Origin of the sequence: Sulfurovum sp., assembly GCF_036568385.1 — a bacterium.
Classification (GTDB): Bacteria; Campylobacterota; Campylobacteria; order Campylobacterales; family Sulfurovaceae; genus Sulfurovum.
The window spans coordinates 1-14,839 of record NZ_DATCSP010000064.1 but is presented as its reverse complement, the minus strand read 5'-3'; the positions used below and the strand labels follow the sequence as shown (position 1 = coordinate 14,839).

Below are 14,839 nucleotides of genomic sequence, written 5' to 3'. Positions count from 1 at the left end.
ACTTAAATAAATGAAAAGGTATTCACATCAAAACTATCTACCTTATAAAACACGCAAAGTCAGACTGGCAGGATCCCGAAACAAGCGATTTTGAGCGGGGTCTTACCAACAAAGGCCGTAAAGACATTGATACAATCGGTTCTTATCTCAAGCTGCGCGGTATTTTACCGGACCTGATCATTTCCAGTTGTTCTATCAGAACACAGGAAACAGCAGACGGGCTTGCAGATAAACTTGAATTTGAAGGACCTAGATATTATCTTCAGGAACTTTATCTCACGCAGCCAAAAACGCTCAAAGAGACATTGATGATGCAGGAGAACCACTTTAACAGTATTTTTGTTGTGGGACATAATCCTCAAGTAACGGAATTTGCGAAAATGATGACAGGGGGGGCTGTATCGAAAATTCCTGCTTTGGGTGTTGTTGCTATCAATCTTGATATTGAGGAGTGGAATGCACTTGAAGAGGCACAAGGCGAGGTCGATTTTTTCATCTACCCTAAACAGTTTAAATACTATATGCCCAAGCAGATCAGAGCAGCCTTAGAGCTAAGCTGATCTCTGATGATCGTTTTGTTCGATCTATTGACTGTTGTTGATGCATTACCTAACAGTGTCTATACTTTTTGAGTAATTTATCTATGTTTGTGATCTCCAGTGGTTTGGCCACATAGTCATTCATACCAATGTTTATAAACTTCTCTTTATCCCCTTCAAGGGCATTAGCTGTCAAAGCAATGATCGGTATATCAAGTTTTAACTCTTCTCTGATGATCACAGTCGCATCGCACCCGTTCATGACCGGCATGTTGATATCCATTAAAATGATGTCATAGGGATTGGTTTTTACCATGTGGATGGCCTCTTTTCCGTTTCTGGCAAAGTCATACGTGATTTTATTATAATTGTTCAGCAGCATCCCCATGAACATTCGGTTGACTTCATAGTCCTCAGCGATCAAAATGCTGAAGGGTTTATCTTCTTTTGGATCGGAGGCAGGTTCTGTCATCAAAGAGATGGGTTTGGCATCCAATACCTTTTTTTCGTATCTCTGCTTTCGAGGCAGACTGCAGATGGTTGTGTCAAGTTCAAAGGAAAATGTACTGCCTTTACCTTCTGTACTGACGATATGCATCTCGCCTCCCAGGAGCTCGATGAGAGACTTGCTGATGCTCAGTCCTAGTCCGGTGCCTCCGAATTTCCTTGTAGTACTTGAGTCTGCCTGGGAAAAAGGCTGCATAATGGTCTCCAATTTGTTCTCCGGGATCCCGATGCCGGTATCTTTTACACTGATTCTAATGCGCTGTGTATCGTTTTGTATGGAGACCAGATCAACATAGAGAGCAACAGAGCCATATTCTGGTGTGAACTTCAGAGCATTGTTAATAAAGTTTTGAAGGATCTGTCGGGTATGCTGTTCATCGATTTTCAAGGATGCATGAATGCCCGGGTCAATTTCTAATGTATAGATGATCTTTTTATGCTCTGCCACAGGCAGAAAGATCTCATATATGGATTCAAGCAGAAGATGGAGATCCGTCTCGATACTGTTTTTTTGAATTTTACCACTTTCTATTTTAGAAAAATCAAGCACATTATTGATCACATCGATCAATGTCCCCATAGAGTTTTGTGCAATATGAACATACTCTTTTTGTGTATGGTCAAGCTCTGTCGCATCCAGAAGCTGTAAGAAGCCAAAGATACCATTAAGGGGCGTTCTGATCTCATGACTCATGTTCGCTAGAAATTCCGATTTGGCCTGTTGTGCCTCTTCTGCTTTTACACGGAGTCTTTCAGATTCGGAGATATCTGTAAAAGTGGATAATATTGATTGTTCACCATCGAGATCAATATATCTAGAATTGACTTTGAATGTACGTGTTTCACCTTTTTGGTCGAGAATGAGTGCACGATGAAGTTGATCCGGGTTTTCAAGAACCTCTTCAGCCCAGTAGCGTTCAGGAGTATTTTGTTTAAGATATCCTTCCTCCTCGAGGAACAGTTCACATATACACGAATGATTTTTTTGAAAGTCTTCCAGATCTTTAAAACCAAAGGTGGTATAGAATGATTGGTTTACTTTGATCAGGTTTCGTTTTTTATTGGTGATGATGACGGCGTTCTCTTGATGGTTGAAGATGATCGAAGTTCTCTTTTGCTCTGCCTGAAGTTTCTGTTGTACAAGGACCTTTGACGTTATATCTTCTTGTATAGAAACATATCGGTTTATCTCACCATCGGTATCATAGAAGGGGATGATGTTTATACTTACATAATAGCTGCTGCCATCCTTTTTCCGATTACGCATCGTGCTTTTCCATATTTTCTTGTTTTTAATGGCTTTCCATAGCTGTTTATAGAGGTCCGGACTGGTGCTGGGGTGACGAATTAGATTATGGGAATGGTTGACCGCTTCTTCCAGTGAGTAGCCGCTTATTTTACAAAAATTGTCGTTGACGTAAGTAATCATACCTTTGGGATCGGTCATGGTCACGATAAGTGTGTTGTCTATGGCTTCTCTGTATTGGCTGAGAAGATTATATGCCTTATTTGTCTCTTCAGTTTGGAGTGCAAGGTCCTCTGAACGTCTTCTGAGAAGGTTATAAAGGTCATTGTTCCTTTCTATCACATTTTTGTTTGATTCGCTCAGTTCTTTATAGAAACTATCTAGAGTACGGTCAAGCAGAACATTCCTGCGTGTAAGATCTGAGTATGATGCTTCTACTTGTGAGATGAAATTTTTAAGTTCATTGCTACAATCATCTTTACGAAAGTCTTCTCCAAAGCTTTGCTTTAATTGTTGTGTCAATAGCTCATTCATGGCATGTACTTCTTAGAGACAAGGTGATTTTTTATCGGGGTTACGCTTAAATTCATTGAACGGTTTTTGCTTATATTGAAATTATATGGAGTCAATCAGTATTTTTAACTGCTCATAGAAGAGATGGTAATCGGCATTTTCATTTTTTTTTGCAGACAACTCTATGCGCATGGCAAATTCATAAATATCATTGAGTTGAATATTACCTGCACCTCCTCCAATCGCATGTGCCGCATCGGCAATACCCTGCATGTCTTTTTTATCTATCGCATGTTTCATCTCTTCTAGAGAACTCGTTGCATTTTGGTTGAACATAACAAGCAGCATATCGAAATCTCTTCGAGTAAACCCAAGTCTTGAGGCTATTTCATCCTTGTCTATGTGCATAGGTACTCCTTCTTTAAGTGTAATAGTATGAAAAGTTTTTCATTTAGGCAAGAGTCCTAATACTTACATCGTGTAGGATTTTTCCTACATAAAAAAGAAAGATAATTGGGTATAGTGAACATCTATTAAAAGGGAAGTTATCATATAATAAAACCAGAGTTCATAGATCAAAATAGAAATGGGTGGATCTATACGAACACCTATCGTAATGATTCGAATACAGCTAACGATAAAATACCAGTATTAAAGTGCTGACAAGGTATGAATCTATAATACAATGGCAGAAAGAGAGAGGCATTTGAGTAAAAAACCTAAAGAATTTTTGGAAATCGGTAAAACGTTAAAGGTTCTTTATGTGGAAGACAGCGAGATAGTACGTGAAAGTACCAGCGATATACTGTATCAGTATTTTGATACGTTCGATATAGCGATCAACGGTGAAGAGGGCTTTCAGAAGTACAAGCAGTTTCATGAAGCACATCATACTTTCTACGATATTGTCATTACGGATATCAACATGCCAAAAATGAACGGCATAGAAATGATAGAACTGATACTTGCAATGGATCAGGAGGCAAATATCATTATCATGTCGGCTCATAATGAGTCAGACTATCTCTTGCAACTGATCAACCTCGGGGTATCCAACTTTGTCTTAAAACCAGTAAATATGACGCTGTTCCAGACAATACTGTTACGCACTATTGAAACGGTCATCAAGCAAAAGCAATTAAAGCATTATCACAAAAAAATGGAAGAAATTAATCTTACGTTGCGTAAAGCGAAAGAGGATGCTGAAAATGCTTCGATACAAAAGAGCCAATTTCTTGCGAACATGTCTCATGAGATACGCACACCACTGAATGCGATCACAGGATTTATCTCTCTTTTAAACAAAAAAGAGACAGACCCTGAGAAGTTGAAATATCTTCAGATCATTAAAAACTCATCCGATTCACTTTTACATATCATCAGTGATATTCTGGACATTAGTAAGATAGAGAACAATATGTTGGATATTGAGCCGGTGAATTTTGATCCGTACGAGGAATTGATTGCGGTTGCAGAGCTATTTCAGGTCAAAGCAGCAGAAAAAGGTATCGTTTTGAGCGTTCATTTCAATGCCAAGATGCCAAAAAACCTTTACTCTGATGTGCTCAGAATTAAACAGATATTCTACAATCTTCTCTCCAATGCTATCAAGTTCACACCTGAAGGTTCAAAGATAAAATCTATTATCTGCTATTCTAAAGGAACATTGAATGTACGTGTCAAAGATTACGGTATAGGTATTCCTGAAGAGAAACATGAATCTATCTTCAACTCTTTTTATCAAATAGAAGGTACGACAAACAGATATGGCGGTACTGGCCTTGGTCTATCGATCAGCAGGCAGTTGGCAAGAATGCTTGGGGGTGAACTTACACTGCAAAGCAGGGAAGGGAAAGGCAGTACTTTCAAACTCTCTATCGCCATGCAAAAAGGAGAAAAAGCCCAAAAAACGTTGCAATCACTGTATGAAGCGCAAGATCCGTTCCATGGACATGTACTGCTGGTTGAGGATTATGAGGCTAATCGCATGTTTATCGGTATTATTCTTGACAATGCAGGTATCACATATGAAACTGCAAATAACGGCATAGAAGCCATAGAAAAATTTAAAAAGGGAACCTATGATCTGATATTAATGGACGAAAACATGCCAGAACTTGGAGGTATAGGCGCAACCAAAGCGATTAGGGCAGTGGAGAAGGAAACAGGACAGAAGCATACGCCTATCATATCATTGACGGCCAATGCGCTCAAGGGTGACCGTGAGCGTTTTTTACAAGCCGGTATGGATGACTATATCAGCAAACCAGTAGAGCCGGATAATCTTCTAATCATCATTCGCAAATACATAACACCCGACCTTGAAACATCATAAATTCAGAATATAAAAGGGTTGGATCATTGACGTGGAAAAATAGTTTTTACAGGACAAATGTGAGATATTTTATTTTCATGGTACTGCTGGTAAGCAACCTTTGTTCATCACAAGTTCCTGAGAAAGTAACGCTGCAGCTACACTGGTATCATCAGTTCCAATTTGCAGGTTATTATATGGCAAAAGAGAAAGGCTTTTATCATGAAGTTGGCATCGATGTCGAGATCAAAGAAGGTACTTTATCACAAAACACTACAGAAAATATCATTCAAAAGGAAGCGGACTATGCAACAGGAGATACCTCTCTGATCGTTGATAGGTCAGAGGGGAAAAAGGTTGTTGTCCTAGCTGCGGTCCTTCAAGCCTCTCCTACACTTATCGTAACAAAACAGCGTCCTGATATTCAGTCCATCATGGACCTTTCTGGAAAACACATTGATGTTTCAGGAACCAGAATCGATGCAGTCTCCATTCGTGGTCTCTTAAATGAAAAGAATATTGTAGTAGACGCATTAGAGCATAGCCATTTGGTATTGGACATAAAAAAAAGTCTGATGGAGGGACATTCGGACGCTATTGTGGTTTACAATACGGATCAAATTTATAATCTGAAGGAAGATGATTTTAAGTACCAGTTATTTTATCCCAAGGATTACGGCTTAAATTTTTATAGTGATTTTCTTTTCAGCAGTGAAGATGAAATTACACAGCATCCTGATAGAGCGTTTAACTTGAAAAAGGCATCTCTAAAAGGGTGGGAATATGCTTTTTCTCACATTGATGAAACGGTAGATCTGATTCTGGACAAATACAATACCCAGGGAAAAACAAGGGAAGAGCTTATCTATGAAGCACAAACCCTTAAATCCTTAGCCTACTATAAAACCGACACCATAGGATATATCAGCCGAACAAAAATGCTGGAACTCTATCACTCATATAAAAAGATCGGGTTGATAAAAAAAGATATTGACCTGGATACGTTTATTTTTAAATATAATGACTCTATCCATAAACGGTTTACAAAAAAAGAAAGATCCTATCTCAAAGAAAAAAAAGAGATAACTGTCTGTGGACAAAGTCATTGGCGGCCATATATAGATTTTACGGGTGCTACACCTGAGGGGATCATGGTAGACGTTGCCAAAGAATACCAGAAGATCATAGGTATTCCTCTTAGATTCATCCGTACGGACAACTGGGCCGAGTGTGTAGCACAGACTCAAGCGAAAGAGATAGATATTGCCGTACCGATCTTAACAAACCCCAATCATCACCAAGACCTGATACCAACAAAAGCGATCGCCAAGGATCATCTGGTCCTAGTTTCAAAAGTAGAAAAACCTTTTTTATCCGATATATCAGATGCAGGTCCTTTAAAGGTCTCTATCTGCAAAGGCAATGATAGTTATATACACTATATCAGATCGAAATATCCAAATCTGGAACCGGTATTTGTCAATGATCTTCATAAGGGTTTGGAAAGCGTTGCACAAGGCAGAGTCGATGCCTATCTTGGAACCTTGCAACCTATTACATTTGAAATCAGCCAGTATTATCCAAAAGAGCTAAAGATCAATGGACAGTTTACAGAGCTGGACATCACCGGAAGCATCGGTGTACATAAAAGTGAGACGGTCCTACTTGGTATTTTAAATAAGACCATTGATGCGCTTGACCCGAAAATAAAGAGAGAGATATTTAATCATTGGCTCAGTACCAAATTGGAGCAAGAGACTGATTATAGCCTTATATTGGAAATCATTGCTGTCGCTTTTTTACTGCTTTTGATACTTTACTATCGTCAGAAACTTTTAAAAAAGGAGCATGATAAGTTACAAGTTGCCTATGATAAGATACATAGTCAGCAGATAAAACTAAAAGAGCAGAAGACGATTTATGAGCTTGTTTTCGATAGTGTCACAGATGGTATACTCATGCTGGAAGACGGCAAGATCATAGACTGTAACCAGGCTATACTAAAGATGTTGCATTATGAAAAAAAAGAGGATCTGCTAAACCTTACACCTGAAGAACTCTCTCCCATATATCAACCTGACGGCAGACTCTCCTCTAAAAAATTTGATGAAATGCTGACAGCAGCTTTCAATCATGGTGTCCACCGTTTTGAATGGATACACACAAAAGCGACCGGCGAAGACTTTTGGACAGAAATTACGCTTACACCCATTGTCAAAGATAATAAAAATCTTCTTCATGTGGTTTGGAGAGATATTTCAAAACAAAAAAAACTTGAGTATGATAATGTCCGTCTTAGAGAACGGATGGAATTGGCATTCAGGGCGAGCCGTGACGGTATTTGGGACTGGGATATTAAAAATAACACGTATTACTTCTCCCCTCGTTGGAAAGAGATGTTGGGTTACAGGGATGATGAGCTCGAAAACGACCTGGAAACCTGGCAGGCGTTGGTACATCCTGATGATCTCAAAGAAGCGGATAAAGAGATCCAGCGGAACCTTGAAGGCAAGACAGATACCTATGAGCATAAACATCGGCTTCGCCATAAAGATGGCCACTGGATATGGGTCTATGATCGTGGGATCACGCAATTTGATGATATTGGCAATGCCATCCGTATGATAGGCACCCATACGGACCTCACAAATGAAATGAATTTATCCAATAAACTCAGTGAACTGAACCATAAGCTGGAAACAACTATAGAACTTGCTATTTCTGATCTTAAAAAAGCGCAGACTCAGGCAAAACTTGGATCATGGAAACTCGACCTTGTGCATGATATATTGACATGGAGCGATGAGACCTATAATATATTCGAGATACCCAGAACCATGGAACTGATCACCTATAAGCATTTCATTAATGCCATCCACCCTGAAGACAAGGAGAAGGTTGAGACTGCCTATTACAACAGTCTTAAAACACAGAAACCCTATGAGGTAATACATAGACTTCTCATGCCTGATGGACGTGTCAAGTATGTGAGGGAGAATTGTGAAACTGTCTTTGATAGCAACGGAGAGCCATTGATATCTACAGGTACCATTCAAGATATCACGACTGAACATGAAGCGGTAGAAGAGTTGCGACGTAAAGACAAGATCATGTTCAGACAATCCAGAATGGCTCAAATGGGTGAGATGATAAATATGATAGCCCATCAGTGGAGACAGCCGTTAAATGCCATTACAATGACAACTTCTGCACTAGAACTGAAAATGGACAAGGATACCTATGATAGATCATTTTTTCAAAGCAGACTCGGCAGAATAGCCAACTATGTGCAGTACCTCTCCTCCACCATTGAAGATTTCAGGGAATTTTTCAAACCTGAAAAGATGAAACAGGAGACTAACTTTTGTCACGTGATGGATGATACGTTAGAACTTGTACGTGCAGGGATAGAAAGCAAAAATATTACCATAATCAAAGAATATGATTGTACAACCAACATGGTGAGTTATAAAAATGAACTGATCCAGGTCGCTATGAACCTGATTAAAAACGCAGAAGATGCACTTATGGAGAACAAAATCAAAGACCCTACGATCAATATAAAATGTTATTCAGATGCAGACAAATCTGTATTGGAGATCGGTGATAATGCAGGGGGTATCGATAGAGCTACTATGGAAAAGATCTTTGATCCCTATTTCACTACAAAAGAAGAGCACAATGGGACTGGACTGGGTCTTTATATGTCAAAGATGATCGTAGAAGAACATTGTAAAGGTACACTCAGTGTACATAACAGCAGTGAAGGGGCAGTATTTAAGATAGAGATCAAACATGCTTAAGCGTTTCAGACTGATGAGATAGTCTATTCCAAAAGATCAGTAGCTTGATATATTGTTCTCATAGGCAAAACGCAGAAGTTGTGCCGTACTGGTAAGATTTAGTTTCTCTAAAATGCGTGTACGATAGGTCGATACGGTTTTAGGGCTGAGGTCAAGTTTAGTGGCAATATCTTTATAGGTTTGTCCCGATGCGATAAGTGACAAAACCTCATATTCACGTTTTGAAAGTAGCTCGATAGGGTCTTTTTCGCTTTTTTCAAGACTGAACCCATATGCCAGGTTTTCGGCAAGAGATTCACTGATATATTTTTTACCTGATGTTATTTTGTGGATCGCTTTGATCAATTCTGAAGAGATGACTGTCTTATTGAGATATCCGGATGCTCCCGCTTTGAAGGTTTGTATGGCATAAGGCTCTTCCGGATACATACTCAAGACCAGTATCGGCAGTGCAGGAAAAAGATTACTGACATTTTCAATGGATTCAATACCATTCTTGTCACCCAGGTTCAGATCCAGTATTAAGAGATCGGCACTCTCTTTTTTGAGTTTGGAAATAAGCTCTGTGAAGGATGAAGCTTCTACGTGTACTTCCATGTCTTTTTCCTGGTCAATGAGCATTATCAGCCCGTTACGCACAATTTCATGATCATCAGCTATAGCAACACGAATCATTTAAAAACCTTGTTTCCGTTATATTATTATATTATCTAATTTCTATGCTTTATATACTACACATATTTTAATAAGATAAGGTTTTTTTATGATGTAACAAAGACTCTCAAAAACAATTACCTGCATCTATTCTCATCAGGTTTAGGATAGATCTCAGACATAACCTTATATAGTCATGGATACTATTTAATAAAACTATCACATAGGACTTAGAAGAATATGCAGGAATTATGGATGGATGACCTTATCAATGAAACAGTGGAAATTTCCCGTGAATACTTTAAAGGGTTTGCTTTTGAAGATGAGCAGATAGCATCACTTCTTGAATCAGGAAAGCGGGACCTGCAAAAAGAGTTGGCCAAATTACAAACATTATTTGAGAGTGAACGTATCGATATGGATGCGGTCAACCTCTCTATTCATGCACTGAAAGGATTGTTTTTAACCATGGGAAACACCTCAATGGGAGAACAACTAAGTGAATTGAGACAAGAGAATGAAACTGAGCGCATGATCACTGAAACTAAGAAATTATTAGGTTGTTAGTATGCGGTCAAAAGTGTAGCTTTCTTTTTCTCTTGTCGAAATAGTTCAATAACTCATAAGAAATGGATAGGGTGTGCAGAGTATTATGGGGAGAGCAAAGAGGCTTGTCAGTCTCTCTTTTCTCTTCTTCTCTCTTCTCCATCGTAGTTTACGGAGGAGAGGTCCTGGAAGTCTTGGGTCAAGCTGACACCTGCCATTTCTTCAAACTCTTCGAAGTCATCACGAAAAACAGTAAATGCGAGCTCGGTCACATGCACCATGTGCCAGTTTTCTGCATAGACCTCTTTCTGAAATGCGACATAGGCAGAAACAGGTGCATGCTTGTCAGTTCGGGCAGGATCATAGGAAAATCTTACAAACTTGGGTTTAAGTTCCAGCTCTTTGATCTGCTCTATTTTTTCTTTTTTCGCTTCAGCGATCGTGATAGCATCTGCATTCTTATTTTCACAACCAAAATACCTTCCGGTCAAAACCCTATTAAATGTCCTGCCAGGAGGGCTTGAGACATACTCCTCTTCTTTATTTGTTTTAAATAGGTTTTTTAATGTTCTTATCATGTAGTTATCTCCCGTTCATTGCATTATACACACTAAATCCATAAAAGAAAAACAGAATAGGAGTATATTTATCAGTTATTATAAAATAGTTCGCATTTTTAACATAATCGAAACAAATAGGTATCCATGAAAGAACAGATAGCCCTCTGTTCTTCGTTCTCTTAATTGAGTATTCTTTTGATCGCTTCAGAGCAAACCGTCAAGCCTACAGCACCGGTTACCGCTACACAGGATCCTTTTTCCGTACATTTGTCCTCTTCCGGCGAAAAGACCACCGTAAAGTTCCTGTCAAATTTGGCTTTTTTAAGTTCGTTGCGTATTTTGCGGGCAAGTGCGTCCCCATGGGTCTTCCAGATCGAGGCTACTTCTATTTTATTGGTATCGTACCGCTTGGCCGCACCCAGCGCCATAATGAGCTTTTTGTAGCATTTTTTGGCTACCTCTATCTTGATCTTGGTGGTATCCGCCGCATCGATGACGATGTCATAGGGTTCGAAATCAAATTCTTGTACCCAAGCCATGGTCATATGCTGATGGATCGTTTTGATACCCGGATAGAGATCTTTCAGGCGCTCCACTTTGATCATCCCGACAGCTTCCGACCCTATCTGCCTGTTCTGGTTGCTCTCATCATAGACATCATAGTCCAAAATGGTAATATCACTGACCCCTGAACGGTAAAGACAGTCCAGTGCATACGAACCCACCCCGCCAACACCCAGTATCAGGATCCTGGCATTTTGAAGCTTTTCAAAGTTCTCATCTCCGAAGAGCATACGGCAACGCTGGAATCTCATAGCCATGCATCCAAAGCGCTGATATCGTCATAACTAGTCATATCAAGATGTACCGGTGTGATAGAGACATATCCGTCATTGATCGCTTCAAAATCGGTCACATGTCCGGTGGTTTCCATCCAGCCCAGAACAGGAAGTCCTATCCAGTAGTACTCTTTGCCGCGCGGATTGTGGTGGACTTCAGCATGGTGACCATAGAGGCGGTTCCCTGCGCGTGTCACTTTGAACCCTTTACACTCCGAGCTTGGGATAGGCGGAATATTGACATTTAAAAATCGACGCGAGGGCAGGGGGAATTCCTTGGCAAATATCTTTTCTACCAGGGTGACGATGCTCTCTTTTGCGAGCTCATACCCGAGTGTATCGATGCTTTTTCCCTGGTCTTTGTAAACCTGCGAAATGGCAATGGCGGGAATACCCTGCAGCACAGCCTCCATTGCCCCCGATGCAGTACCGGAGTAGGTGATGTCCTCACCCATGTTCGAACCGATATTGATACCGGAGATGACAATGTCCGGCCTGTTCTCCTCGGTGAAGAGTTTATTGAGAGCGAGAAAAATACAGTCTGTAGGGGTGCCGTCATCCAATTTATAGAAATCTTTCTCTATCTCTACAAAATTGAGCGGCCTCGTCAAGGTCAACGAGTGTCCGCAGGCTGACTTTTCTGTCGTCGGTGCTACCACAGAAACATGACCCAGGGGCTTGAGTGCTTCTACGAGTGCTTCCAGTCCTTCAGAGTCAAAACCATCGTCGTTCGTCACTAATATTTGCTTCATTCTCTATACTTTATGGATTATTTTGACCGCTATTATAACCTTTTTGGTATAATACATACGAATGAGAGATCAATTCATTATTTAAAAGGACCTATCGTGCAAAAAGAGCCGATGTTAAAAGAGACATACAACAAACTGTCAGCAGAACTTGAACAGCTAAAATCCGTAGAGAGAGCGAATATAGCCAAAGTGATAGATGAAGCAAGAGAGCTGGGCGATCTTAAAGAGAATGCAGAGTATCATGCGGCAAAGGATAAACAGGGTCTTATGGAAGCACGTATCAACGAACTCACGGACCTTATAGGACGTGCGCAGGTGGTCGACCCTTCTAAGCTGGCACATACCAGGGTGAGTTTTGGTTCAACCGTACACCTGACGGATCAAGAAACCGATGAAGAGATCCGTTACACGATCGTGGGAGGCCAGGAGTCAAACCCTGCGAAGGGACTGATCTCTATTCAGTCACCTATGGCCAGGGTACTGATAGGGAAAGAAGAGGGTGACGAGGTCTCATTGACCCTTCCGAGCGGTAAAAAAACATATGACATCGAAGAGGTCTCTTACGAAGAGATCATACTGGGTTAAAAAAGGTTGGAGATGGTAAAAGCAGGGGTTGTCGGAGCCAGCGGATATACGGGGCTTGAACTGGTTAAAATGCTGGTATCACATGGCGGGTTCGAGTTGACCTATCTCGCTACGACGCAGGGCGATACGATGATAGAACAACTGCATCCTTCACTGACAGGTGTGATCAGTCTGCCTGTCGAAAAAGCGGACCCTGCTTCAGTCGCAGAGCGCTGTGAGATCGTGTTTCTTGCACTCCCTCACAAAGCATCGATGGGCTTTGCCAAAGCGCTTTTGGACCAAGGGGTGAAAGTAGTGGACCTCTCTGCAGATTACCGTCTGGACCTTGACACGTATGAAGCGCACTATTGTGCACATGAAGACAAAAATCATCTGGATGATGCTACCTATGCATTGATAGAGTATTACAGGGAAGCGTTGAAAGAGACAAGGCTTGCTGCCGGTCCCGGGTGCTATCCAACGGCAACACTGCTCGGGATCCTACCGTTCATACCATACCTTGATACTTCTGCCCCTCTTTTTGTAGATGCAAAGTCCGGTGTGAGCGGGGCAGGGAAGAAGCTGAGCGAGACGACACACTTTGTCACGATCAATGACAATATCTTTGCCTATAATCCGCTGAAGCACCGTCATGCACCTGAGATAGCAGAGAAGATAGAAAAAGTGCACGGTGTTAAAATGCATGTGAACTTTGTCCCCCATCTGATCCCTGCGACACGCGGTGAACTGGTATCGGTATACGCGACACTAAAAGAGGATATCGACCCTCTGGAAATTCTGAAGAAACACTATGCCAAGGACCCCTTCATACGTATTCGTGAAACGCCGGTAGATATCAAGAGCACGGCCGGTACACACTTCTGTGACATCTTTGCAGCCAAGAACGGAAATGCCCTTTTTGTCTCTTCTGCCATAGACAACCTTTTGAGAGGGGCAAGTTCACAGGCACTTGCAGCGGCAAACCTGATGTGCGGATATGATGAGGGTATGGGTATCCCGACCATAGCCTATATGCCTTAAAAATTCATCTTTTATCATAGTTTAGGTTTCTTTTCTACTTTCCGGAAAAGTAGTCAAAAGTCGTCACGGTTCTCGAATCGCTTCGCTTACAAGGGCGTTCACCGTGACAAGAAAGAGCGATTAATGGAGTATATATGTTTGAGATCCAAGAAAATGCTGTCTTCATTGCTGACTCGCATTATCCTCACCATGGAGATGCTTTTCTAAGCCTGCTGAAAAGGATCGATAGTGGAGAGATACGCACGCCTCAGCTCTTTTTAATGGGCGATAACTTCGATCTGCTCTTCGGATATAACGACTACATCCAAACCTTTTCAAAGGAAGCCATCACACTGCTGCAAAGACTTTCAAAAAAACTGGAGATCCACTACTTTGAAGGAAACCACGATTTTTGTTTGGAAGAGCTGTTCCCTGATATACAGGTATACAGCAGGGAGCAGCAGCCTGTGATGTTCCGGGCAGATAAGACAAAAGTGGCTATTTCGCACGGTGACAAGTATGCAACAGGTTTCGGTTACGATCTCTACTGCAAGCTCCTTCGGAACAAAACGACACTGACACTGCTCAAACCTTTCGAAAAAGCCATTATCGATCACCGTATGAAGAAACTGTCACAAAAACATATCTGCTTCACCTTTCACGGCTTTGAAAAAAGGGTAGAAGAGATACTGGAAAACTATAGGGATGCAGATATGGTGATAGAAGGCCACTTCCATCAGTGTAAAACGCTGGGTAAATACATCTCTCTCCCCTCGCTGGCATGCCAGGGCATGGTAGGTGTCATGGAAGAGGGTGCAATGCACTTTAAGACGCTTTAATGGTCTATCTCACCCTCTTTACGGTCGCCTTCCTCTCCGCGACGCTTCTGCCCATGGGCAGCGAAGCACTGCTTGTGTATGATGTATCCCAGAACCATTCACTGCTGTTATTGTGGAGTGTTGCGACAGTGGGGAATACACTG

The 14,839-nt window shown here is 41.1% G+C and carries 13 protein-coding genes and 1 pseudogene; 8 read left to right on the top strand and 6 right to left on the bottom strand.

The window, feature by feature from the left end:
- Positions 1 to 20: 20 nt before the first annotated feature.
- A pseudogene (locus VIM88_RS06970) lies at positions 21 to 227 on the top strand (SixA phosphatase family protein); the annotation flags it as partial.
- Between the two features lie 81 nt (positions 228 to 308).
- Positions 309 to 560 carry a hypothetical protein gene (locus VIM88_RS06965; protein WP_331862166.1) on the top strand — a complete coding sequence of 84 codons (252 nt, stop codon included), beginning with the start codon at positions 309 to 311 and terminating at the stop codon, positions 558 to 560.
- 49 nt (positions 561 to 609) lie between these two features.
- Here VIM88_RS06965 and VIM88_RS06960 read toward each other — a convergent pair whose 3' ends face one another.
- Together VIM88_RS06960 and VIM88_RS06955 are read right to left on the bottom strand one after the other, a co-directional pair.
- Positions 610 to 2,826: a PAS domain-containing hybrid sensor histidine kinase/response regulator gene (locus VIM88_RS06960; RefSeq protein ID WP_331862165.1), complete on the bottom strand. Its 2,217-nt coding sequence runs from the start codon at positions 2,824 to 2,826 to the stop codon at positions 610 to 612.
- An 81-nt stretch (positions 2,827 to 2,907) separates the two neighbouring features.
- A complete protein-coding gene (locus tag VIM88_RS06955; RefSeq protein ID WP_331862164.1) occupies positions 2,908 to 3,213 on the bottom strand; it encodes an Hpt domain-containing protein in 306 nt (101 codons plus the stop codon).
- Between the two features lie 277 nt (positions 3,214 to 3,490).
- Between VIM88_RS06955 and VIM88_RS06950 the strand changes: the two genes are divergently transcribed.
- Positions 3,491 to 5,140, top strand: coding sequence for a response regulator (locus tag VIM88_RS06950; RefSeq protein ID WP_331862163.1), 1,650 nt, complete (start codon positions 3,491 to 3,493; stop codon positions 5,138 to 5,140).
- Positions 5,141 to 5,199: 59 nt separating this feature from the next.
- Complete coding sequence (locus VIM88_RS06945) at positions 5,200 to 8,922, top strand: PAS domain-containing protein (RefSeq protein WP_331862162.1); 3,723 nt, start codon at positions 5,200 to 5,202, stop codon at positions 8,920 to 8,922.
- A 36-nt stretch (positions 8,923 to 8,958) separates the two neighbouring features.
- Here VIM88_RS06945 and VIM88_RS06940 read toward each other — a convergent pair whose 3' ends face one another.
- Positions 8,959 to 9,597 carry a response regulator transcription factor gene (locus VIM88_RS06940; RefSeq protein WP_331862161.1) on the bottom strand — a complete coding sequence of 213 codons (639 nt, stop codon included), beginning with the start codon at positions 9,595 to 9,597 and terminating at the stop codon, positions 8,959 to 8,961.
- Positions 9,598 to 9,831: 234 nt separating this feature from the next.
- Between VIM88_RS06940 and VIM88_RS06935 the strand changes: the two genes are divergently transcribed.
- Complete coding sequence (locus VIM88_RS06935) at positions 9,832 to 10,143, top strand: hypothetical protein (RefSeq protein ID WP_331862160.1); 312 nt, start codon at positions 9,832 to 9,834, stop codon at positions 10,141 to 10,143.
- 107 nt (positions 10,144 to 10,250) lie between these two features.
- Here the strand turns inward: VIM88_RS06935 and VIM88_RS06930 are convergent, their stop codons facing one another.
- From VIM88_RS06930 to surE, 3 genes are all read right to left on the bottom strand, one after another.
- A complete protein-coding gene (locus VIM88_RS06930) occupies positions 10,251 to 10,700 on the bottom strand; it encodes a hypothetical protein (RefSeq protein ID WP_331862159.1) in 450 nt (149 codons plus the stop codon).
- A 161-nt stretch (positions 10,701 to 10,861) separates the two neighbouring features.
- A complete protein-coding gene (locus tag VIM88_RS06925; RefSeq protein ID WP_331862212.1) occupies positions 10,862 to 11,497 on the bottom strand; it encodes a tRNA threonylcarbamoyladenosine dehydratase in 636 nt (211 codons plus the stop codon).
- Positions 11,494 to 12,273 carry a 5'/3'-nucleotidase SurE gene (gene surE, locus VIM88_RS06920; RefSeq protein WP_331862158.1) on the bottom strand — a complete coding sequence of 260 codons (780 nt, stop codon included), beginning with the start codon at positions 12,271 to 12,273 and terminating at the stop codon, positions 11,494 to 11,496. The genes VIM88_RS06925 and surE overlap by 4 nt, the downstream gene beginning before the upstream one ends.
- A 96-nt stretch (positions 12,274 to 12,369) precedes the next feature.
- On the opposite strand from surE, the gene greA reads away from it, so the two are divergent.
- From greA to VIM88_RS06905, 3 genes are all read left to right on the top strand, one after another.
- Positions 12,370 to 12,858, top strand: a complete 489-nt coding sequence (gene greA, locus VIM88_RS06915; protein ID WP_331862157.1) for a transcription elongation factor GreA — start codon at positions 12,370 to 12,372, stop codon at positions 12,856 to 12,858.
- 12 nt (positions 12,859 to 12,870) lie between these two features.
- Positions 12,871 to 13,878 (top strand): N-acetyl-gamma-glutamyl-phosphate reductase, encoded by a 1,008-nt coding sequence (gene argC / locus VIM88_RS06910; RefSeq protein WP_331862156.1) that lies wholly within the window; start codon positions 12,871 to 12,873, stop codon positions 13,876 to 13,878.
- Positions 13,879 to 14,012: 134 nt separating this feature from the next.
- Positions 14,013 to 14,696 (top strand): metallophosphoesterase, encoded by a 684-nt coding sequence (locus tag VIM88_RS06905; RefSeq protein WP_331862155.1) that lies wholly within the window; start codon positions 14,013 to 14,015, stop codon positions 14,694 to 14,696.
- Positions 14,697 to 14,839 lie beyond the last annotated feature (143 nt).

Coding starts and splice junctions, on each gene's coding strand:
- VIM88_RS06965 (WP_331862166.1), top strand. CDS start 309: ATGATGCAGGAGAACCACTTTAACAGTATTTTTGTTGTGGGACATAAT.
- VIM88_RS06960 (WP_331862165.1), bottom strand. CDS start 2,826: ATGAATGAGCTATTGACACAACAATTAAAGCAAAGCTTTGGAGAAGAC.
- VIM88_RS06955 (WP_331862164.1), bottom strand. CDS start 3,213: ATGCACATAGACAAGGATGAAATAGCCTCAAGACTTGGGTTTACTCGA.
- VIM88_RS06950 (WP_331862163.1), top strand. CDS start 3,491: ATGGCAGAAAGAGAGAGGCATTTGAGTAAAAAACCTAAAGAATTTTTG.
- VIM88_RS06940 (WP_331862161.1), bottom strand. CDS start 9,597: ATGATTCGTGTTGCTATAGCTGATGATCATGAAATTGTGCGTAACGGG.
- VIM88_RS06935 (WP_331862160.1), top strand. CDS start 9,832: ATGGATGACCTTATCAATGAAACAGTGGAAATTTCCCGTGAATACTTT.
- VIM88_RS06930 (WP_331862159.1), bottom strand. CDS start 10,700: ATGATAAGAACATTAAAAAACCTATTTAAAACAAATAAAGAAGAGGAG.
- VIM88_RS06925 (WP_331862212.1), bottom strand. CDS start 11,497: ATGAGATTCCAGCGTTGCCGTATGCTCTTCGGAGATGAGAACTTTGAA.
- surE (WP_331862158.1), bottom strand. CDS start 12,273: ATGAAGCAAATATTAGTGACGAACGACGATGGTTTTGACTCTGAAGGA.
- argC (WP_331862156.1), top strand. CDS start 12,871: ATGGTAAAAGCAGGGGTTGTCGGAGCCAGCGGATATACGGGGCTTGAA.
- VIM88_RS06905 (WP_331862155.1), top strand. CDS start 14,013: ATGTTTGAGATCCAAGAAAATGCTGTCTTCATTGCTGACTCGCATTAT.